General features: G+C 65.9%; 16 protein-coding genes and 1 riboswitch. Of the genes, 5 read left to right on the top strand and 11 right to left on the bottom strand.

Annotated elements, in window-relative coordinates; translation table 11 throughout:
• Positions 1–66: 66 nt before the first annotated feature.
• Positions 67–1,617, bottom strand: a complete 1,551-nt coding sequence (locus tag ACQKOE_RS05255; protein ID WP_427511843.1) for an acetolactate synthase large subunit — start codon at positions 1,615–1,617, stop codon at positions 67–69.
• Positions 1,618–1,732: 115 nt separating this feature from the next.
• On the opposite strand from ACQKOE_RS05255, the gene ACQKOE_RS05250 reads away from it, so the two are divergent.
• Entirely contained in the window at positions 1,733–2,959 is a 1,227-nt protein-coding gene (locus tag ACQKOE_RS05250) for an NAD(P)/FAD-dependent oxidoreductase (protein WP_427511842.1), read from the top strand.
• A 25-nt stretch (positions 2,960–2,984) separates the two neighbouring features.
• On the opposite strand, the gene ACQKOE_RS05245 is transcribed toward ACQKOE_RS05250, so the two are convergent.
• From ACQKOE_RS05245 to ACQKOE_RS05205, 9 genes are all read right to left on the bottom strand, one after another.
• Complete coding sequence (locus ACQKOE_RS05245; protein ID WP_427511841.1) at positions 2,985–3,608, bottom strand: trimeric intracellular cation channel family protein; 624 nt, start codon at positions 3,606–3,608, stop codon at positions 2,985–2,987.
• Positions 3,605–4,285, bottom strand: a complete 681-nt coding sequence (locus tag ACQKOE_RS05240) for a PepSY domain-containing protein (RefSeq protein WP_427511840.1) — start codon at positions 4,283–4,285, stop codon at positions 3,605–3,607. The genes ACQKOE_RS05245 and ACQKOE_RS05240 overlap by 4 nt, the downstream gene beginning before the upstream one ends.
• 10 nt (positions 4,286–4,295) lie before the next feature.
• Entirely contained in the window at positions 4,296–4,496 is a 201-nt protein-coding gene (locus tag ACQKOE_RS05235) for a hypothetical protein (protein ID WP_427511839.1), read from the bottom strand.
• A gap of 141 nt (positions 4,497–4,637) precedes the next feature.
• Complete coding sequence (gene lpdA, locus ACQKOE_RS05230) at positions 4,638–6,038, bottom strand: dihydrolipoyl dehydrogenase (RefSeq protein ID WP_374590191.1); 1,401 nt, start codon at positions 6,036–6,038, stop codon at positions 4,638–4,640.
• Between the two features lie 118 nt (positions 6,039–6,156).
• The gene (odhB, locus tag ACQKOE_RS05225; RefSeq protein WP_374590193.1) at positions 6,157–7,392 is read right to left on the bottom strand and encodes a 2-oxoglutarate dehydrogenase complex dihydrolipoyllysine-residue succinyltransferase; all 1,236 of its coding nucleotides are present in this window, start codon (positions 7,390–7,392) and stop codon (positions 6,157–6,159) included.
• A gap of 11 nt (positions 7,393–7,403) precedes the next feature.
• Positions 7,404–10,217, bottom strand: a complete 2,814-nt coding sequence (locus tag ACQKOE_RS05220; protein ID WP_374590195.1) for a 2-oxoglutarate dehydrogenase E1 component — start codon at positions 10,215–10,217, stop codon at positions 7,404–7,406.
• A 114-nt stretch (positions 10,218–10,331) separates the two neighbouring features.
• The gene (gene sucD / locus ACQKOE_RS05215) at positions 10,332–11,222 is read right to left on the bottom strand and encodes a succinate--CoA ligase subunit alpha (RefSeq protein ID WP_374590197.1); all 891 of its coding nucleotides are present in this window, start codon (positions 11,220–11,222) and stop codon (positions 10,332–10,334) included.
• Between the two features lie 23 nt (positions 11,223–11,245).
• Positions 11,246–12,208 (bottom strand): malate dehydrogenase, encoded by a 963-nt coding sequence (gene mdh, locus ACQKOE_RS05210; protein ID WP_427511838.1) that lies wholly within the window; start codon positions 12,206–12,208, stop codon positions 11,246–11,248.
• A 315-nt stretch (positions 12,209–12,523) separates the two neighbouring features.
• The gene (locus ACQKOE_RS05205; protein ID WP_427511837.1) at positions 12,524–12,829 is read right to left on the bottom strand and encodes a hypothetical protein; all 306 of its coding nucleotides are present in this window, start codon (positions 12,827–12,829) and stop codon (positions 12,524–12,526) included.
• A gap of 152 nt (positions 12,830–12,981) precedes the next feature.
• Positions 12,982–13,181: riboswitch (cobalamin riboswitch) on the top strand.
• A gap of 97 nt (positions 13,182–13,278) precedes the next feature.
• Here ACQKOE_RS05205 and ACQKOE_RS05200 point away from each other — a divergent pair.
• The 4 genes from ACQKOE_RS05200 to ACQKOE_RS05185 are packed head-to-tail and all read left to right on the top strand — an operon-like array spanning position 13,279 to position 17,775.
• On the top strand, positions 13,279–15,150 hold the full coding sequence (locus tag ACQKOE_RS05200) for a TonB-dependent receptor plug domain-containing protein (protein WP_427511836.1): 1,872 nt from the start codon (positions 13,279–13,281) through the stop codon (positions 15,148–15,150).
• On the top strand, positions 15,144–16,085 hold the full coding sequence (locus ACQKOE_RS05195; protein ID WP_427511835.1) for an ABC transporter substrate-binding protein: 942 nt from the start codon (positions 15,144–15,146) through the stop codon (positions 16,083–16,085). Before ACQKOE_RS05200 ends, ACQKOE_RS05195 begins: the two co-directional genes overlap by 7 nt.
• A gap of 14 nt (positions 16,086–16,099) precedes the next feature.
• The gene (locus tag ACQKOE_RS05190) at positions 16,100–17,041 is read left to right on the top strand and encodes a FecCD family ABC transporter permease (protein ID WP_427511958.1); all 942 of its coding nucleotides are present in this window, start codon (positions 16,100–16,102) and stop codon (positions 17,039–17,041) included.
• Complete coding sequence (locus ACQKOE_RS05185; protein ID WP_427511834.1) at positions 17,038–17,775, top strand: ABC transporter ATP-binding protein; 738 nt, start codon at positions 17,038–17,040, stop codon at positions 17,773–17,775. The genes ACQKOE_RS05190 and ACQKOE_RS05185 overlap by 4 nt, the downstream gene beginning before the upstream one ends.
• On the opposite strand, the gene ACQKOE_RS05180 is transcribed toward ACQKOE_RS05185, so the two are convergent.
• Positions 17,772–18,521 (bottom strand): 16S rRNA (uracil(1498)-N(3))-methyltransferase, encoded by a 750-nt coding sequence (locus tag ACQKOE_RS05180; RefSeq protein ID WP_427511833.1) that lies wholly within the window; start codon positions 18,519–18,521, stop codon positions 17,772–17,774. The two genes, ACQKOE_RS05185 and ACQKOE_RS05180, sit on opposite strands and share 4 nt — an antisense overlap.
• Positions 18,522–18,571: the final 50 nt, after the last annotated feature.

Raw genomic sequence — 18,571 nt, 5'->3', positions numbered from 1 at the left:
GCGGTTTCGGCAAACCGGCTTCGACAAGCTCAGCCTGAGCGGGTTTTTTTGGGGGCTATCACTGCCCTACAGCATCGCCTCGATCAGACGTGGGCCCTTGTGGGCCAGGGCTTCTCCCAGCGCCTTGCGGAAGCCTTCCGCCGTATCGACCCGCACCGCAGGCACGCCCATGCCTTCCGACATCTGCACCCAGTTCAGCCCCGGATTGCGCAGGTCCAGCATCGAGAGCGCCTTGGGACCGGGGTTCTGCACGCCGACCCGCATCAGTTCGATGTTGAGGATCGCGTAGGAGCCGTTGTTGAGGACGATGGTGGTTACATCCAGGTTCTCGCGCGCCATGGTCCACAGCGACTGGACGGTGTACATGCCCGAACCATCCGCTTGCAGGGCGATCACCTTGCGGTCCGGACAGGCGACCGCAGCGCCTACCGCCACGGGCAGGCCCTGGCCAATGGCACCGCCGGTCAGTTGCAGCCAGTCATGCTGTTTCGCCCCCGCGCACATCAGCATCGCAGCGCCGCCCTGGGTTGCCCCTTCGTCTGAAACGATGGCGTTTTCGGGGAGCAGTTCGGCCAGGATCGCGCCCAGGCTGGCGCTGTTCAGCTTGCCCGGTTCCGCCGGAAACTGGGTCGGTGCCTGAACCAGCGCAGGCTCTGCCGGAGCATCCAGCGCATCGGCCAGCGCGGTCAGCGCGTCCAGCGCATCCTCGCGCATCGAGGCAAGCCGGACCAGGCTGGCATCGGGCGGCGAGAGCCAGCTCGGCTTGCCCGGGTAGGCGAAGAAGGAAACCGGCGGCTCTGCCCCGCAGAACACGATGGTGCCAAAATCCTTCAGGAAGGCTTCGGCCTGTTCGCCGAAGTAGGGCAGCTTTTCCACCGCTACCCGGCCCGCGCCGCGCTGGTGGCGGGTGGCGAAGGTTTCGGCGACCAGACGGCAGCCGGTTGCAGCCGCGATCCGTCCGGCCTGATGCAGGGCATCCTCGCGCAGGGCCCGCCCGCCAAGGAACAGGCACTTCGCGCCGCCTTCCGCCTTCAGCGCATCTATGGCAGCAGCAATGGCTGCATGGGGCGCGCGCGGAGCAGCAGAAATCGCGGGCGCGGCGACCGGAGCGGAACCTTCGGTCCAGGCATGGTCGGCCGGCACGATTACGGTGGCGATCTTGCCGGGATAACCGCCCATCGCCACGCTGTAGGCTTCCGCCCCGGCCTGCGCCAGGTCGCGGTTCGATTTCGAGATGCGCACCCAGTCCGACATGGGCCGGGCCACGCCCGCCGCGTCCGAGGTCAGCGGCGCATCAAAGTGCAGGTGATAGGTGGCATGATCGCCAACCATGTTGATGATCGGGCTGCCCGCCTTCTTCGCGTTGTGCAGGTTGGCCAGGCCATTGCCAAGGCCGGGGCCGAGGTGAAGCAGGGTAATCGCGGGCTTGTCCGCCATGCGGCCATAGCCGTCCGCCGCGCCGGTCACGACCCCTTCGAACAGGCCCAGGATCGCGCGCATTCCATGCTGCCGGTCAACCGCCGCAACCAGTTGCATTTCCGAGGTTCCGGGGTTGGCGAAGCACACTTCGACCCCGCAGTTGTAGAGCGTTTCAATGAATGCTTCAGCACCGTTCATCTCGGTAAGTCCTCCCTTGAAACCTAGCGTAGCGCGGCCTTTTCCCGGCGCAACAGGATTGTGCGAAGGCCGGTCGGCGCTATGAGAAGCGCAAGCACGGAGGCTGAGTCGCGCAATGAATTATGATGTTGTTATCGTTGGAGCCGGTCAGGGCGGAGCCTATGCAGCGATTCAGCTGCGCCAGCTGGGCTTTGAAGGCACCATTGCGCTGGTCGGGCGCGAAAGCGAACCGCCCTACGAACGGCCCCCGCTGTCCAAGGAATACATGCTGGGCGACAAGGCGTGGGAGCGCCTGCTGATCCGTCCCGCCGATTTCTGGGAAGGGAAGGGGATCGACCTGGTCCTCAATGCCGAAGTCGTCTCGGTCCAGCCCGCCGACAAGACCGTGACTCTGCAGGATGGCCGGACCATCGGTTATGGCGATCTGGTCTGGGCGACGGGCGGCGATCCGCGCCGTCTGACCTGTCCGGGCGCAGACCTTCCGGGTGTTTACGGCGTGCGCAACCGCGCCGATGCCGATGCGATCCTGGCCGATCTCCCCAATGTGGAGCGCGCGGTGATCGTCGGCGGGGGCTACATCGGCCTGGAAGCTGCCGCCGTGCTGCGCAAGCTGGGCAAGGAAGTGACTCTGCTGGAAGTGCTGCCGCGCGTTCTGGCGCGCGTCGCCGGGGAAGAGCTGTCCGCCTTCTATCAGGCCGAACACCGCGCCCACGGCGTTGACCTGCGCACCGAAACCGGGCTGGAGGCAATCGAAGGCACCGACCGCGTCACCGGCGTGCGCCTGGCCGATGGTTCGGTGGTGGAATGCCAGCTGGTGATCGTCGGCATCGGTATCATCCCCGCTGTCGGTCCGCTGCTGAGCGCTGGAGCGGCTGGCGGCAACGGCGTGGACGTGGACCAGTTCTGCCGCACCAGCCTGCCGAACGTCTATGCCATTGGCGACTGCGCGGCGCATTCCAACCGCTTTGCCGATGGTGCGGTGATCCGCCTGGAAAGCGTCCAGAACGCCAACGACATGGCGAGCTGCGTGGCCAAGGCGATCACCGGCGACGCGCAGCCCTATGCCGCAACGCCGTGGTTCTGGTCGAACCAGTATGACCTGAAGCTGCAGACCGTCGGCCTGTCCGGCGGGCACGACCAAGCCGTCCTGCGCGGCGACCCGGCCAGCCGCAGCTTCTCGGTCCTCTATCTCAAGAACGGCAAGCTGATCGCCAGCGACTCCGTCAACGCGATCAAGGATTACGTCCAGGCCCGCAAACTGGTGGAAGAAGGCGCGGTGATTGCGCCCGACGACCTGGCCGACGCCAGCCGTCCGCTGAAGGAACTGGACCGGATTTCCTGATTTCAGCCCTGCGTTTCAGAGTGGTTTACGCGTCCTCGCGCTTGTAAGCGGGAAGGTGGATGCCGAAGCGGATGGCCGAGGCACGGAGGGCGAAGCCTGCGGCTCCGGCCAGGGTCCAGACCAGTTCGCGCGGGGCGTCGATCATCATGCCTGCCGCGCAGAGGGCGGAGGACAGCGCGGCGGCGGTGACGTAAAGCTCCGGGCGCATCAGGATTGACGGGCGGCCCGCCAGCACGTCGCGGATCACGCCGCCAACGCAGCCGGTGATGATGCCCATGGTCACCGCGGGAACGGGAGTCACGCCATAGGCCAGGGCCTTGGCCGTGCCGAGTACGGCATAGCCGGCCAGACCCGCGGCGTCGGCATATTCCAGGAATTGACCCTCCCACCAACGGCGCGGCGTGAACCAGGCGACCAGGGCGACGCCCAGGCAGACTGCGGCGACCCAGGGATCGCGCACCCAGAATACCGGGGCGCCGATCAACAGGTCGCGCACCGATCCGCCGCCGACCCCGGTGGCAAGGGCAAAGAAGCCCATAGTCACGAAGGTCTGGCGCAGCCGCGCGGCAAGCAGCGCTCCGGACAGGGCAAAGACGGCAATTCCAGCAATGTCGAGAATAGCGGGGATTTGTGGGATGTCGGGGTTCATGCGCCGATCCTCCGCTTGCGTCGCCGGAACAGCAGCACCGTGCCGAGCAGGCTGGACACGATTCCCACCGTCGCGAAAATCCACAGCAGGGCATGGCTGGTATTCTCGCGCCCCATCGGGTCCATGATGTGCAGGCCCCACATCAGGTCGTAGAACCGCCAGTATTCCGTCCGCAGGGCCACGACTTCGCCCGTATCGGCATCGATATAGACATGGGTGCCGTCGGCGAAGGTGGCCCGCCATGACGGGCGCGGGCGGCGCAGATCAAGCGGAGAGGCTTCCGCGCTGAACCGCTGCATCGAAACAAGCGCGGCGGAACCGGCAAAGGCAGCTTGGGACAGCTCGCGCGCTTCGGCCTCGCTCACGCCGGGCAGGGGCGTGCCGTCCTGGGCATAGCGGCTCTGGTTGCCCTGGCTGTCGGTGGCGATCCAGACCGGCGCGCCGTTCTCTTCGATAAGGGTCAGACGTTTGACCGGGACCGCCAGGCGCGGGGCGGTCAGCATGTCCGTCTGAAGCAGGCCCGGCCCGCGCCGCAGGTTTTCGCCGCGCACTTCGTCGATCGGGCGCAGGGTCATTACCAGCCCGCTGATCGTCCAGAGCAGCAACGGCAGTGCCGCCAGCCAGCCCAGCCAGATGTGCCACCTGGCAAATCGGTGCATGGCGGTGAAGCGGGCCATGCCTGCGGGCTTAATCCTCGATGTGCTCGCGCAGCTTGTCCAGCAGGACCTGGATGCGCGTTGCTGCTTCGGAGAAGGTGACGATGTCTTCGCGGTTGTTGTTCATCCGCGCTTCCTTGGCCGCTTCGGCATAGCCTTCGAGGTCCACTTCCAGCGCATCGACCAGCATTTCGATCTCGTCGGTGCTGAAAGTCAGGGTGACATCGGCCATTTGGGGTATCCTTAAAAAATCGCGTCATCCCGGCGCAGGCCGGGACCCAGACCTCAATAAACGAAAGTCATCGCAATGCGACGGGCTTTCTTGGCTGCTGGGTCCGGCCTGCGCCGGGATGACGAAGCTGTACGTTTGATATCAGATGTGGATCGGCTTGCCGACAACCGCCATGGCCGCTTCCTTGACCGCTTCGGAATGGGTCGGGTGGGCATGGCAGGTATAGGCGATGTCTTCCGACGTAGCGCCGAATTCCATCGCCAGGGCAGCCTCGGCGATCATCGTTCCGGCGACGGTGGCGATGCACCACACGCCCAGGACCTTGTCGGTCTTGGCATCGGCGATGACCTTCACGAAACCGTCCGGCTCGTGGTTGGTCTTGGCGCGGCTGTTGGCCATCATCGGGAACTTGCCGACCTTGATCTCGCCCTGTTCCTTCGCCTGCTCTTCGGTCAGGCCAACCCCGGCGAATTCCGGCGTGGTATAGACCACGCCCGGGATCACCGCATGGTTGACGATGCCGACGCCGGTGGCGATGTATTCGGCCACGGCAATGCCCTCGTCCTCGGCCTTGTGGGCCAGCATCGGGCCGGGGATCACGTCGCCGATGGCGCGGACGCCATCGACCGAGGTGCGGAAATCATGCCCGGTTTCGATCTGGCCGCGCGCGTTCAGTTCCAGCCCGATCGCCTCGATGTTCAGGCCCGCCACGTTGGGGCGGCGGCCGATGGCCACCAGCACGCAATCGGCTTCCAGCGTTTCGCTGTCCCCGCCCTTGGCCGGTTCCAGGGTGAGGGTGGCCTTCTTGCCCTTGACCACCGCGCCGGTCACCTTGGTGCCCAGCTTCAGCTCCATGCCCTGCTTCTTGAAGATCTTGCCGGCTTCCTTGCGGATGTCGCCATCCATGCCAGGCAGCAGCTGATCGAGGAACTCGACCACGGTGACCTTGGCACCCAGGCGGCGCCAGACCGAGCCCATTTCCAGGCCGATCACGCCGCCGCCGATCACCACCAGGTGTTCGGGCACGCGGTCCAGCGCGAGCGCGCCGGTGCTGTCCACGATCACGCCCTGGTCGTTATCGACTTCCACGCCGGGCAGCGGGGTAACGCTGGAACCGGTGGCAATCACCACTTCCTTCGCCGTGTAGTCCTTGCCCGCAACGGTCACGGTATGGGCATCCTTGAACGCGCCATAGCCCTTGAGCCAATCGACCTTGTTCTTCTTGAACAGGTATTCAATGCCCTGGGTCAGGCCCTTGACCGCGTCGGCCTTGTCCGCTTGCAGCGCGGCGAGGTCCAGCTCTACCTTGCCCAGCTTTACGCCATAGCGGGAAAGGGTGCCATTGGCGGCTTCCTCGAACTTTTCCGATCCGTGCAGCAGCGCCTTGGACGGAATGCAGCCGACGTTGAGGCAGGTTCCGCCCAGCGTTTCGCGCGCTTCGACGCATGCGGTCTTGAGGCCAAGCTGCGCCGCGCGGATCGCGCCGACATAGCCGCCGGGACCAGCGCCGATGAAGATCACGTCATAATCGTATTCAGCCATATTGGCCTCCGTTGCGACAGGCTTCGACAAGCTCAGCCTGAGCGGACTTGGTATTCAAGGTTCGCATCCCGCAGCCCGCTCATCCTGAGCTTGTCGAAGGATGCTGTGCAAGAGCAACTTACAGATCGATCAGCAGACGGGTGGGATCCTCGATCGCTTCCTTGATGATCTTCAGCGCGGTCACGGCCTCGCGCCCGTCGATCAGGCGGTGGTCATAAGACAGGGCGAGATACATCATCGGGCGGATCACGATCTGGCCATCGCGCACGACCGGACGGTCTTCGATGCGGTGCAGACCCAGAACCGCGCTCTGCGGCGGGTTGATGATTGGGGTCGACATCAGGCCGCCGAAGATCCCGCCGTTGGAGATGGTGAAAGTGCCGCCCTGCATGTCGGCCATGGTCAGGGCGCCGTCCTTGGCGCGCTTGCCCAGGTCGCCGATGGCCTTTTCGATGTCGGCAAAGCCCATCTGGTCGACATTGCGGACGACCGGAACGACCAGGCCGTTCGGAGCCGACACGGCCACCGACAGGTCGACATAGGGGAAGTAGACGATTTCATCGCCCTGGATCTGCGCGTTGACGCCGGGGAATTCCTTCAGCGCCAGGCAGGCTGCCTTGGCAAAGAAGCTCATGAAGCCGAGCTTCACGCCGTGCTTCTTTTCGAACACGTCCTTGTAGCGGTTGCGCGCATCCATCACCGCCGACATGTCGCAGTCGTTGAAGGTGGTGAGCAGGGCAGCCGTTTCCTGCGCGCTCTTGAGGCGCTTGGCAATGGTCTGGCGCAGGCGCGTCATCTTGACGCGTTCCTCGCCGCGCTCGCCCGTTTCGGCCGGAGCCGCAGCGGCGGGGGCGGCAGTGGTGGCAGCCGGGGCCGAAGTCTTGGCAGCAGCAGCGGCCAGGACGTCTTCCTTGGTGATGCGGCCATCCTTGCCCGAACCCTTGATGCTGGCCGGGTCGATCCCGTGTTCCAGCACGGCGCGGCGCACGGCGGGTGACAGCGCGGCGGCGGCATCGGCGGCGGCAGAGCTGACGTTCTGCGGCGGGGCCGAGTTCGATGCGGGAGCGACCGGCGCTTCGGTCCGTTCGGCAACCGGCTGTGCGCCGGCTGCGGCAACGCCGTCCTCGATCGTGGCGATGACCGCGCCAACCGCGACGTTATCGCCGACCTGGGCGATGTACTGACCCATCACGCCAGCAACCGGCGAGGGAACCTCGACCGCGACCTTGTCGGTTTCCAGGCTGGCGATCGGTTCATCCAGCGCGACGGCTTCACCCGGCTTCTTCAGCCATTCGCCAATGGTGGCTTCGGCAACGGATTCGCCCAGCGTGGGGACTTTGACTTCGGTGGACATATTCTTGTTCCTCAAGCCTTTTTACGGCGACGGATTTCATCACGAACGGAAGTGCCAAGGGCGTGGCTGATCAGGGCGCCCTGTTCGCTGACATGGCGGCTGGCCAGGCCCGTCGCGGGCGAAGCGCTGGCGACGCGGCCGGCATAGCGCGGACGGGTGACCTTGCACTTGGCGGCGATCAGGGCTTCCTCGATCAAGGGCTCGACGAAGAACCACGAACCGTTGTTCTTCGGCTCTTCCTGGCACCAGACGACCTCTTCCAGGTTCGGCATCTTCGAGAAGCGCAGCGCCAGTGGCTCACCCGGGAAGGGATAGAGCTGTTCCAGGCGGATGATCTGCACGTCCTTCAGTTCGGCGGCGTCGCGGGCCTCCATCAGGTCATAGGCGACCTTGCCCGAACACAGCACGACCCGGCGCGTATCCTTGTCCGCCGCGCCGTTGCGGTCCGACAGGATGCGCTTGAAGTGCGCTTCGCCGATGAACTCGCTCGCCTCGCTCTTGGCCATGGGATGGCGCAGCAGCGACTTGGGCGTCATGATGATCAGCGGCTTGCGGAACGGACGGTGCATTTGTCGGCGCAACACGTGGAAGTAGTTGGCCGGGCTGGTGATGTTGCACACCTGCATGTTGTCCTGCGCGCAAAGCTGGAGATAGCGCTCCAGCCGGGCGGAGGAGTGTTCCGGACCCTGGCCTTCGTACCCGTGCGGCAGCAGCATCACCAGGCCATTGGCGCGCAGCCACTTGGCTTCGGATGCGGCAATGTATTGGTCGATCACGATCTGCGCGCCATTGGCGAAGTCGCCGAACTGCGCTTCCCACAGCACCAGCGTCTTGGGATCGGCGCTGGCATAGCCGTATTCGAAGCCAAGCACGCCATATTCGCTGAGCGGGCTGTCGTGCACTTCGAACTTGCCGTGGGGCACGGTCGTGAGCGGAATGTACTTGTGCTCGTCGGTCTGGTCGACCCACACGGCGTGGCGCTGGCTGAAGGTGCCGCGGCCCGAATCCTGACCCGACAGGCGCACGTTGAAGCCTTCGGACAGGAGTGAACCATAGGCGAGGGCCTCGCCGGTCGCCCAGTCGAACCCGGCCCCGCTGGCGAACATCTCGCGCTTGGCATCCAGCACGCGGGCCAGGGTCTTGTGGATCTGGATCGAATCCGGAACCGTGGTCAGGGTGCGGCCCAGGCTGTCGAACAGCTTTTGCTCGATCCCGGTGGGGATATTGCGGCGCGCGGTTTCCGGATCGGCCGGAGCGTGCAGGCCGGTCCAGCGTCCGGCGAACCAGTCCGCCTGGTTGGCCTTGTAGCTTTTCGCCGCTTCGAATTCCTGTTCCAGCGTGGCGACGAAGTGCGTTTCCACTTCACCGGCATAGCTGGTGTCGATCACACCTTCCTTGGCCAGGCGGTCGGCATAGAGCTTCGACACGCCCGGATGCTGGCGGATTTTCTGGTACATCAGCGGCTGGGTAAAGCCCGGCTCGTCGCCTTCGTTGTGGCCGAAGCGGCGATAGCACCACATGTCTACCACGATGTCGCGGCCAAAGGTCTGGCGATAGTCGATCGCCAGCTTGCACGCGAAGGTCACCGCTTCCGGATCGTCGCCGTTGACGTGCAGGATCGGCGCCTGGACGCCCTTGGCCACGTCGGACGGATAGGGTGATCCGCGGCTGAACTGCGGGCTGGTGGTAAAGCCGATCTGGTTGTTGATGATGAAGTGGATGCAGCCGCCGGTGTTGTAGCCGCGCACCCCGGAAAAGCCGAAGCATTCCCACACGATGCCCTGGCCGGCAAAGGCCGCGTCGCCGTGGATCAGGACCGGCAGGACCTGCTTGTGCTTGCCTTCGCCCAGATCGTCACGGAACGCCTGGTTGGCGCGGGTCTTGCCCAGCACGATCGGATCGACCGTTTCCAGGTGCGACGGGTTCGGCACCAGGCTCATGTGCACCTTGATCCCGTCGAATTCACGGTCGGTGCTGGTGCCCAGGTGGTACTTCACGTCGCCCGAACCGCCCACGTCTTCCGGATTGGCCGTGCCGCCCGAAAATTCGTGGAAGATCACGCGGTAGGGCTTGGCCATCACGTTGGCGAGCACGTTCAAGCGGCCGCGGTGGGCCATGCCGTAAACGATTTCGCGCACGCCGCGCTGGCCGCCGTACTTGATCACGGCTTCCAGTGCTGGAATCATCGATTCGCCGCCGTCCAGGCCAAAGCGCTTGGTGCCGACGTACTTCTTGCCGAGGAACTTTTCGTACTGCTCGCCCCGGATCACGGCCTGAAGGATCGCCTTCTTGCCATTGGGGGTAAAGTCGATCGACTTGTCGCCGCCTTCGATCCGTTCCTGGATGAAGCGGCGTTCTTCCACATCGTTGATGTGCATGTATTCGTAGCCGACCTTGCCGCAGTAATTGCGTTTCAGCACGTCGACCAGTTCGCGGATCGTGGCCCATTCCAGGCCCAGGGTGCCGCCCAGATAGACCTTGCGGTCCAGCGCCGCGCCCGAAAAGCCGTGATAAGCCGGGTCCAGGTCGGCCGGCAGGTTCTGGTGCGAGATGCCCAGCGGGTCGAGATTGGCGCCCAGGTGGCCGCGCACGCGGTAAGTGCGCACCAGCATCATGGCGCGGATCGAATCCGCTGCCGCTTCCTCCACCGCGCGGGCATCCATCGGCGCGCCGGCCTTGGCCGCGGCCTTCTTGATCGCGACCTGCATCTGGGTCGGGTCAAGCGCCTGGGTCAGGTCGTCGCTGGCCGTGCGCCAGTCGGGCCGTGCCCAGCTGGGGCCGGGTTGCGGATCGTCGGGGAGGAAATCGTGGCTCTCGTTGCCCATTTCAGGCAGCCCTTTCGCTACACATTCTTCGGGGGCTGAGCGCTCCCGGGGAGGAAAGCGCGATTGCCCGCATCAGGGTTGCCCCCAGCCGAAGCCGGGGGCAGGGGATTGTACTCAGACGCGTTCCTTGAGCACTTCGGCCAAGGTTTCACCCAGCAGGCTGGGCGAGGGACTGACGCGGATCCCGGCTTCTTCCATTGCCGCGATCTTGTCTTCCGCACCGCCCTGGCCGCCCGAGACGATTGCCCCGGCGTGGCCCATGCGGCGGCCCGGAGGCGCCGTGCGGCCGGCGATGAAGCCAACCATCGGCTTCTTGCGACCGCGCTTGGCTTCGTCCTTGAGGAACTGGGCGGCTTCTTCTTCGGCGCTGCCGCCGATTTCACCGATCATGATGATCGACTTGGTTTCATCGTCGGCCAGGAACAGTTCCAGCACGTCGATGAAATTGGTGCCGTTGACCGGGTCGCCGCCGATGCCGACAGCCGTGGTCTGACCCAGGCCGATGTTGGTGGTCTGGAACACGGCTTCATAGGTCAGGGTGCCCGAACGCGACACGACGCCGACGCTGCCCTTCTTGAAGATCGAACCCGGCATGATGCCGATCTTGCACTCGTTCGGGGTTAGGACGCCGGGGCAGTTCGGGCCGATCAGGCGGCTCTTGCTGCCTTGCAGGGCGCGCTTGACGCGAACCATGTCGAGCACCGGAATGCCTTCGGTGATGCAGACGATCAGTTCGATCTGGGCGTCGATGGCTTCCAGGATGGCGTCAGCCGCACCCGGAGGCGGAACGTAGATGCACGAAGCAGTCGCGCCAGTGGCGGCCTTGGCTTCGGCAACGGTGTCGAACTGGGGCAGGCCGATGTGGTCGGTGCCGCCCTTGCCCGGGGTGACGCCGGCCACCATCTGGGTGCCATAGTCCAGCGCCTGCTGGGTGTGGAAGGTGCCGGTGGCACCGGTCATCCCTTGCGTGATGACCTTGGTGTTCTTGTTGATCAGGATCGACATATCAAATCTCCCGGGGAATGGGTTCAGGCCAGGCTCGGCTCGATGCCCTTGCAGGCGACCAGCAGTTCCTTGACCGCGTCAACCGAGACCTGGAAGTTCTGCTTGGCTTCGGCGTCGAGGTTGATTTCGATGACTTCTTCCGCGCCGTTCGCGCCGATCACCACCGGCACGCCGACATAGAGGCCGTCGAGGCCGTACTTGCCGTCAACATGGACCGCGCAGGGCAGGATGCGCTTCTGGTCGCCCAGATAGGCTTCGGCCATGGCGATGGCGCTGGTAGCCGGGGCGTAATAGGCCGAACCGGTCTTGAGCAGGCCGACGATCTCGCCGCCGCCCGAACGGGTGCGGGCCACGATTTCGTCCAGGCGTTCCTTGCTCGACTTGCCCATCTTGACCAGGTCCGTGACGGGAATGCCGCTGACGGTCGAGTATTCGAGGACCGGAACCATGGTGTCGCCGTGGCCGCCCAGCACGAAGGCGTTCACGTCCTTCACCGAAACGCCGAATTCCCAGGCGAGGAAAGTGGCGAAGCGGGCCGAGTCCAGCACGCCGGCCATGCCGACCACCTTGTTGTGGGGCAGGCCGGAGAATTCGCGCAGCGCCCAGACCATCGCGTCGAGCGGGTTGGTGATGCAGATCACGAAAGCGTCGGGCGCATACTTCTTCAGGCCTTCGCCGACCGACTTCATCACGCCCAGGTTGATGCCCAGCAGGTCGTCGCGGCTCATGCCCGGCTTGCGCGGCACGCCGGCGGTGACGATCACCACGTCGGCGCCGGCGATGTCGGCGTAATCGTTGGTGCCCTTGATATTGGCGTCAAAGCCTTCGATCGGGCCGCACTGCGCCAGGTCCAGCGCCTTGCCCTGGGGCATGCCTTCGGCAATGTCGAACAGGACGATGTCGCCCAGTTCCTTCTTGGCAGCGAGGTGTGCAAGGGTGCCGCCGATCATGCCGGCGCCGATGAGCGCAATCTTCTTGCGAGCCATAGTGCGAATTCGTCCTTCCCTGATTGCGGGATCGCGGCTGGCACACGAACGACCTATCCCATCCCGCAGGGTGCAGGCGTCCGGCTAATGGGACTCGCCCTAGGCCCCCCATCTGGCGATTGCAAGGCGATAAAAGGTCGTACGACCAACTATTTTGTGATAATAGTTCGCAATTGCAAGAAGCTCTTAAGGCGCAGTTGCCGTAGCGTAGGTTTCCCGCCTTATCTGTCTGTTGGGTTGAGGTGCAGGCCCTCGCGGGGTTCCGTCCTGCTGGCTTCAAGCACGAGGTCCGTACTCTGGACTGCGCTTACCCGCCTAGCCGCGCCGCGCCAGGTTCAGCGCCAGGGCCGCGCCCATGCGGTGATCGAGCGCGCGGCAGATTTCTTGCCAATGGAGCGCGGCCTGACGGTCGCCCCGGTAATGCGCGGCGCGGGCGCGGTGGCGCGCGTCGGTTGCGGCGCTGAGGCCCATGCGGGCGAAATGCTCCAGCGCGGCGCGCAGCGTGGCGGCGTGGAATTCGCCTTCCGCCGTGTCGTTCGCCACCGTCATGCGGGCAAGGAGACTGCGCCCCCGGACCAAGGGCGTGGTGGCGGAGCGGGCGGCGGCAAAGCGGAAGGACATCGCGGCAATTCTCTAAGCGGGGGGACTTGGGCAGGCCTTTTAGCAACCGCCGCCTAAGCCTTCGTATGGGTCCATGGTTGCCAGGCGTTTACCATACCCGGCGGCCCGGTAATTTGATCCAGGTCGTTGCGCAGCGACATCTATCGGCTTAAGGGTCGCCTCACATCACGGGTTGCCCGGGAAACCGGGCCTAAGAGGGAAGGGGGTTCAAATCCCCCGCTGCCCCCGCAACTGTGACTGGGGAGCGATGCGTCCCACATGCCACTGGCGTCCTTGGCAACAAGGCACCGGGAAGGCGGACGCAAAGCATCGATCCGGGAGCCAGGAGACCTGCCCATGATGGTCGTTCCGCAGCCGGGCGGGGTGTACCGGGATGCAGCGTTGACCTGGGCCATCTGGCGCGGGTGCTCCGCCATGAACGGCGTTCGTTCATTGGTGGAGTTATTGTAATGAAAAGCTTGAAATATCTGTGTCTGGCCAGTGCTGCATCGCTGGCTGCCCCCGCCTGTGCGCAAGAGGCAGAGGCCCAGCCTGAGGCGGGCGACACGGCAGAAATCGTGGTGGTTGCCACCGGCTTTGCCCAGCCGCGCGACACGACCGGCCAGGCGATCACCATCGTGACGGCGGCAGACCTTGAGCGGCAGCAGGCGGTCAACCTGACCGACGCTCTGCGGACCCTGCCCGGGGCCAGCATTGCCCAGCGCGGTCCGGTCGGCGGGCAGACCAGCCTGTTCCTGCGCGGCGGCAACAGTTCGCAGACCCTGGTCCTGATCGACGGGGTGCGGATCAACGATCCTTCCAGCCCCAATGCGGCGGTCGACTTTGGCAGCCTGCTGGCGGGCAATGCGCAGCGGATCGAAGTGCTGCGCGGGCCGAACTCGGTGGTCTGGGGCAGCCAGGCCATGGGCGGCGTGGTCAATATCGAAACCGCCCTTCCGACCAGCGACCTGGAAGCGCGCGGCGCGCTGGAATATGGCTTTGCCGATACGGTCCTGGGCCGCGCCAACCTGTCGGGCGGCAGCGGACCCGTGCAGGCCAGCCTGGGCGGGACCTTCTACCGGACCGACGGGATTTCCGCCCTGGCCGGAGGCACCGAAAAGGACGGCAGCCGCACCTGGGCGCTCAATGGCCGGATCAAGGCCGAGCTGGTGCCGGACGTCTCGATTGACCTGCGCGGCTATTACAATGACAGCCGGGTCGATTTCGATTCCGCCTACAGCGGCGGGGCGGAATCGCTGGCTGTCGCCAACAACCGCCAGTTCGCGGGCTATGCGGGGCTGAACTTCGCCCTGGCCCAGGGCAAGTGGCAGAACCGCCTAGCCTACACCCGCACCGACATTCGCCGCCGGGGCACCGATCCGGTGGTCTATAGCTATAACAATTACGTCGTAAGCGGTACGATCGACCGGTTCGAATACCGCAGTTCCTATGACCTGGCCGCCTTGGCCACGCTGGGTTTCGGGCTGGAGCACGAAAGCACGGCTTCGAGCACCTCCTATGAGGGCGATCCGGCGCAATTGCAGGATACGGACGTGACCGGCGGCTATGTCCAGCTCAGCCTGCGCCCGGTTCAGGGCGTGACCCTGTCCGGCGGGGTGCGGCATGACGATTACAGCACCTATGGCGGGCATACCACGTTTGGCGGCAACCTGGCCTGGTCGCTGAACGGCGGGGCGACCGTCCTGCGTGCGACCTATGCCGAGGGCTTCCGGGCCCCGACCCTGACCGAGGGCCAGCCGCCCTATGGCAATACCGAACTGAAGCCCGAAACGGCCCGCAATGTCGACCTGGGGATTGAACAGTCCCTGCTGGACAACCGGGTGCGGCTGGGGCTGACCTGGTTCAACCGCCGCTCCACGGACCTGATCGTCTACTCCTTCAGCGCAGGCCGTTCCGAAAATATCGGGCGAGTCGATGCCGAAGGGCTGGAATTCGCAATGCGGATCGAGCCGACCGACCGGCTGCGGGTAGAGGCCAATTACACCCTGACCGATGCGTTCAACCGCTCTGGCAGCTTCACTGGCAAGCGGCTGCAATTGCGCCCGCAGCACAGCGGCAGCTTTTCGGTCGACTGGGCCACGCCGCTGGGCCTGAACCTTGGCGCGACCGCGCTGCTGATCGGGGACAGCTTTGACGATCAGGCCAACCTGGTTCCGCTGGACGGCTATGCCCTTGTCACCCTGCGGGCATCCTTGCCCATCGGCGACAAGCTGGAGCTATACGGGCGGGTCGAGAACCTGACCGATGCGCAGTACGAAACCGTGGCCGGCTATGGCACCTATGGCCGCGCGGCCTATGCCGGGGTTCGCGTGAAGTGGTAAGACGGCTGGCCCCGCTCCTGCTGCTGGCCGTGGCAGCCTGCACTGTCGCTCCGGCGCGCGAAGCGGGGCCGCCGACCCAGCGGCCCACCGTGGTCAGCCTGAACCCTTGCACCGACGCGATCCTGGCCGAAGTGGCCGATCCGCAGCAGATCCTGGCCATTTCCAGCTATAGCCATGATGCCGAAGCCAGTTCGATGGACCTGGCCACGGCGCGGCGGTTCAAGGCCGTTTCCGGCTCAGTCGAGGAAGTGCTGGCACTGCGGCCCGACCTGGTGGTGGGCAGTACGTTCACGCCGCTCGCCTCGGTCCAGGCCATGGCGCGGCTGGGCTTGCGGTTCGAGCCATTCGGCATGGCGGCAACCGTGGCCGAGAGCGAGGCGCAGGTCCGTCAACTCGCCGCCCTGGCCGGCCATCCCGAGCGCGGCGAGCGGCTGGTCCGGCGGATCGAGGCAGCGCTTGCCGCGAACCGCTCCACCGGCGGCGCAGCGATTCCGGCGCTGGTCTGGCAATCGGGCGGGATCGTTCCGGGTGACGGGACCTTGATTGCCGACCTGCTGCGCCGCACCGGCTTTGCCAATGCGGCTGCCGCGCGCGGCCTGGGCCAGGCGGACGTCCTGCCGCTGGAGCAAGTCCTGGCCGATCCCCCGCGCCTGATCTTTGCCGCCAGTCATGCGGCAGGGAACGAGGATCGGATGCTCGCCCATCCCGCCCTGGCAGGCCTGAAGCAGACGCGGCGCGAAACGCTTGATCCGGCGCTGCTGTGGTGCGGCGGCCCCACCATTATCCGTGCGGCGGAGCGGCTAGGGGAGGTGCGGCGCTCGTTCGCGGCTTCGACAAGCTCAGCCGGAGCGGGTGGAGAAAAGGCATTGCTGCCACAAACCCCGCTCAGCCTGAGCCTGTCGAAGGCGGCCGCCCGCACGGAGCGTCCGAAGTGAGCCGCCTCAACGCCATGCTGCTCGGCGCCTTGCTGGTAGCCGTGCCGCTGTCGCTTCTGGCCGGAAGAGTCTGGCTCGACCCGTTCTCCGATCTTCCCGCCAATGCATTGGTAATATTCGCGGACCTGCGCCTGCCGCGCGCGATCCTGGCCGTGACGCTGGGGGCGGGGCTAGGTGCGGCGGGTGCGGCGATGCAGGGCTATCTGCGCAATCCGCTGGCCGACCCGGGCCTGTTCGGGATTGCCCCCGGCGCGGCGCTGGGCGCGGTCCTGACCTTCTGGACCGGCTGGGCGGCGACCGCCTGGGCCTTGCCCGCCTTTGCCCTGGTCGGAGCCGGAGCGGCCATGGCACTACTGGGCTTGATCGCGGGGCGAACCGGGTCGGTCATGCTGTTCACCCTGGCCGGTATGATGATCGCCAGCCTGGCGGGAGCGCTGATGAGCCTGGCGATCAGCCTGGCCCCCACGCCCTTTGCGATGAGCGAGATCGTCACCTGGCTGATGGGCGCGCTGGCCGACCGGTCGTGGCGCGAAGTGATGTTCGCTGTCCCGCTGACCCTGGCCGGGATCGGCTTTCTGATGCTGGCGGGCAAGTCGCTGGATGCCCTATCGCTGGGCGAGGCGGCAGCGCGGTCGCTGGGCGTCGATCCGGGGCGCTTGCAATGGCTGATGATCGCGGGCGTTGGCCTGACGGTCGGCGCCGGGGTCGCCGCCGCCGGAATCATCGGCTTTGTCGGCCTGATCGTCCCGCACTTGCTACGCCGCTATACTGACCGCCGCCCCTCCAGCCTGATCCTGCCTTCCGCCCTGGCCGGGGCGCTGCTGCTGCTGCTGGCCGACAGCCTGTGCCGGGTGCTGCCGCTGGCCAGCGAATTGCGGCTGGGCATTGCCTTGTCGCTGCTGGGCGCGCCGTTCTTCCTCGCGCTGTTGCTGCGAATGCGGAAGGGACTGGCATGATGCTCGCCGCGCAAGACCTCATGCTGGATCGCCGGTTGAACGGTGTTTCCGTGGCCCTGCAAGCCGGGCAAGTCACCGCGATCTGCGGCCCGAATGGCGCTGGGAAATCCAGCTTGCTGGCCTGCTTGGCCGGACTGCTGACCCCGCAAGCGGGCGCGGTCAACCTGGAGGGGGCCGCGCTGTCATCGCTTGCCCCGCGCGAACGGGCGCGGGTGCTTGGCTATCTGCCGCAACAGGGCGAGGTGGCTTGGGACCTTTCCGTCTACACGCTGGTTTCGCTGGGCCGCCTGCCGTGGAATGCAGGAGCTGCGGCGGACCGCGCTGCGGTGGACGCCGCGTTGGCCGTGCTCGATCTGGAGGGACTGCGCCAGCGCCCACTTTCCAGCCTTTCCGGGGGCGAGCAGGCGCGCGTTTTGTTGGCCCGGGTGCTGGCAGGAGAGCCGCGCTGGATTCTGGCCGACGAACCGCTCGCCAACCTCGATCTCGCCCACCAGCTTGGCCTGCTTGGCCAGTTCAGAGCCCTTGCCGCGCAGGGCGTAGGGGTTTGCCTTGTCCTCCACGATCTCGCGCAAGCGATGAACCATGCGGACCGCGTGATCGTGCTGGATAGTGGCATGGTGGCCGCAGACGGTCCGCCGCACGAAGCGCTGACCGAAGCACTGATCGAACAGGTGTGGAAAGTGCCCGTGCGCTGGCTGGGCGAACCGGGGCAGCGCGCTCTGGTCGCCGGTTAGTCCTGCCAGTCCCCGACCGTCCCCATCCATAGCGCGGTCCCCGCAATCGCGGCGGTTTCCCCGCGCAGGATACGGGGGCCGAGCGTGATGGCGTGGGCTTGCGGCAGCGCGCGGATCGCGGCGCGCTCCGCCTCGTCAAAGCCGCCTTCCGGGCCGGTCAGGATCGCGGCGGGACCGCGATGGGCCGCGAACTGCGCGGCCGTACTGTCTCCACCGTTTTCGTCCGCGAAGAACAGGTGCCGTGCCGCGTCCCACTCTTTCAGCAAGACATCCAGCTTGACCGGAGCGGCTATGCTGGGGAGCGCCGTGCGGGCGCATTGCTCTGCCGCTTCGACCAGGACCGCGCGGGCGCGTTCCAGGTTGAGCTTGTCCGCCACGCAGCGGCGGGTCAGCACGGGCTGGATGTGGCGCACGCCCAGTTCGCAGGCCTTTTCCAGCACCAGGTCGAACCGGTCCTTTTTCAGCAGGGCGGCGCAAAGGGTGAAGTCCGGCACCTGCTCGCGCGAACGTAGCAAGGCCTCGCACGTGACAACGACATCGCGCTTGCCCGCCTCGGTCACGCGGGCGGCCCATTCGCCGGTTACGTCGTCGCACAGGATCACGACGTCGCCCGGCGCGACGCGCATCACCCGCGCCAGGTAATGCGCCTGCGGTCCGTCCAGCGCGACGACCGCATCTTGCGACAGCGCAGTTTCAACAAACAGGCGCGGGGCGCTTTTCGGGGGCCAGGCGGGAGTTGCGGGCATGGCCGCTCCATAGCCGCGGACGGACCGATTGGCACCCCTTTCCGGCAGGA

It is taken from the genome of Novosphingobium sp. NPDC080210, from assembly GCF_050281025.1.
In the GTDB taxonomy this organism is placed as follows: Bacteria; Pseudomonadota; Alphaproteobacteria; order Sphingomonadales; family Sphingomonadaceae; genus Novosphingobium.
This window is presented reverse-complemented; position numbering and strand designations above follow the sequence as displayed.

What these genes read in the sequence shown, in the direction of transcription:
- ACQKOE_RS05255 (WP_427511843.1), bottom strand. Translation starts at nt 1,617, where the DNA reads ATGAACGGTGCTGAAGCATTCATTGAAACGCTCTACAACTGCGGGGTC.
- ACQKOE_RS05250 (WP_427511842.1), top strand. Translation starts at nt 1,733, where the DNA reads ATGAATTATGATGTTGTTATCGTTGGAGCCGGTCAGGGCGGAGCCTAT.
- ACQKOE_RS05245 (WP_427511841.1), bottom strand. Translation starts at nt 3,608, where the DNA reads ATGAACCCCGACATCCCACAAATCCCCGCTATTCTCGACATTGCTGGA.
- ACQKOE_RS05240 (WP_427511840.1), bottom strand. Translation starts at nt 4,285, where the DNA reads ATGGCCCGCTTCACCGCCATGCACCGATTTGCCAGGTGGCACATCTGG.
- ACQKOE_RS05235 (WP_427511839.1), bottom strand. Translation starts at nt 4,496, where the DNA reads ATGGCCGATGTCACCCTGACTTTCAGCACCGACGAGATCGAAATGCTG.
- lpdA (WP_374590191.1), bottom strand. Translation starts at nt 6,038, where the DNA reads ATGGCTGAATACGATTATGACGTGATCTTCATCGGCGCTGGTCCCGGC.
- odhB (WP_374590193.1), bottom strand. Translation starts at nt 7,392, where the DNA reads ATGTCCACCGAAGTCAAAGTCCCCACGCTGGGCGAATCCGTTGCCGAA.
- ACQKOE_RS05220 (WP_374590195.1), bottom strand. Translation starts at nt 10,217, where the DNA reads ATGGGCAACGAGAGCCACGATTTCCTCCCCGACGATCCGCAACCCGGC.
- sucD (WP_374590197.1), bottom strand. Translation starts at nt 11,222, where the DNA reads ATGTCGATCCTGATCAACAAGAACACCAAGGTCATCACGCAAGGGATG.
- mdh (WP_427511838.1), bottom strand. Translation starts at nt 12,208, where the DNA reads ATGGCTCGCAAGAAGATTGCGCTCATCGGCGCCGGCATGATCGGCGGC.
- ACQKOE_RS05205 (WP_427511837.1), bottom strand. Translation starts at nt 12,829, where the DNA reads ATGTCCTTCCGCTTTGCCGCCGCCCGCTCCGCCACCACGCCCTTGGTC.
- ACQKOE_RS05200 (WP_427511836.1), top strand. Translation starts at nt 13,279, where the DNA reads ATGAAAAGCTTGAAATATCTGTGTCTGGCCAGTGCTGCATCGCTGGCT.
- ACQKOE_RS05190 (WP_427511958.1), top strand. Translation starts at nt 16,100, where the DNA reads ATGCTGCTCGGCGCCTTGCTGGTAGCCGTGCCGCTGTCGCTTCTGGCC.
- ACQKOE_RS05185 (WP_427511834.1), top strand. Translation starts at nt 17,038, where the DNA reads ATGATGCTCGCCGCGCAAGACCTCATGCTGGATCGCCGGTTGAACGGT.
- ACQKOE_RS05180 (WP_427511833.1), bottom strand. Translation starts at nt 18,521, where the DNA reads ATGCCCGCAACTCCCGCCTGGCCCCCGAAAAGCGCCCCGCGCCTGTTT.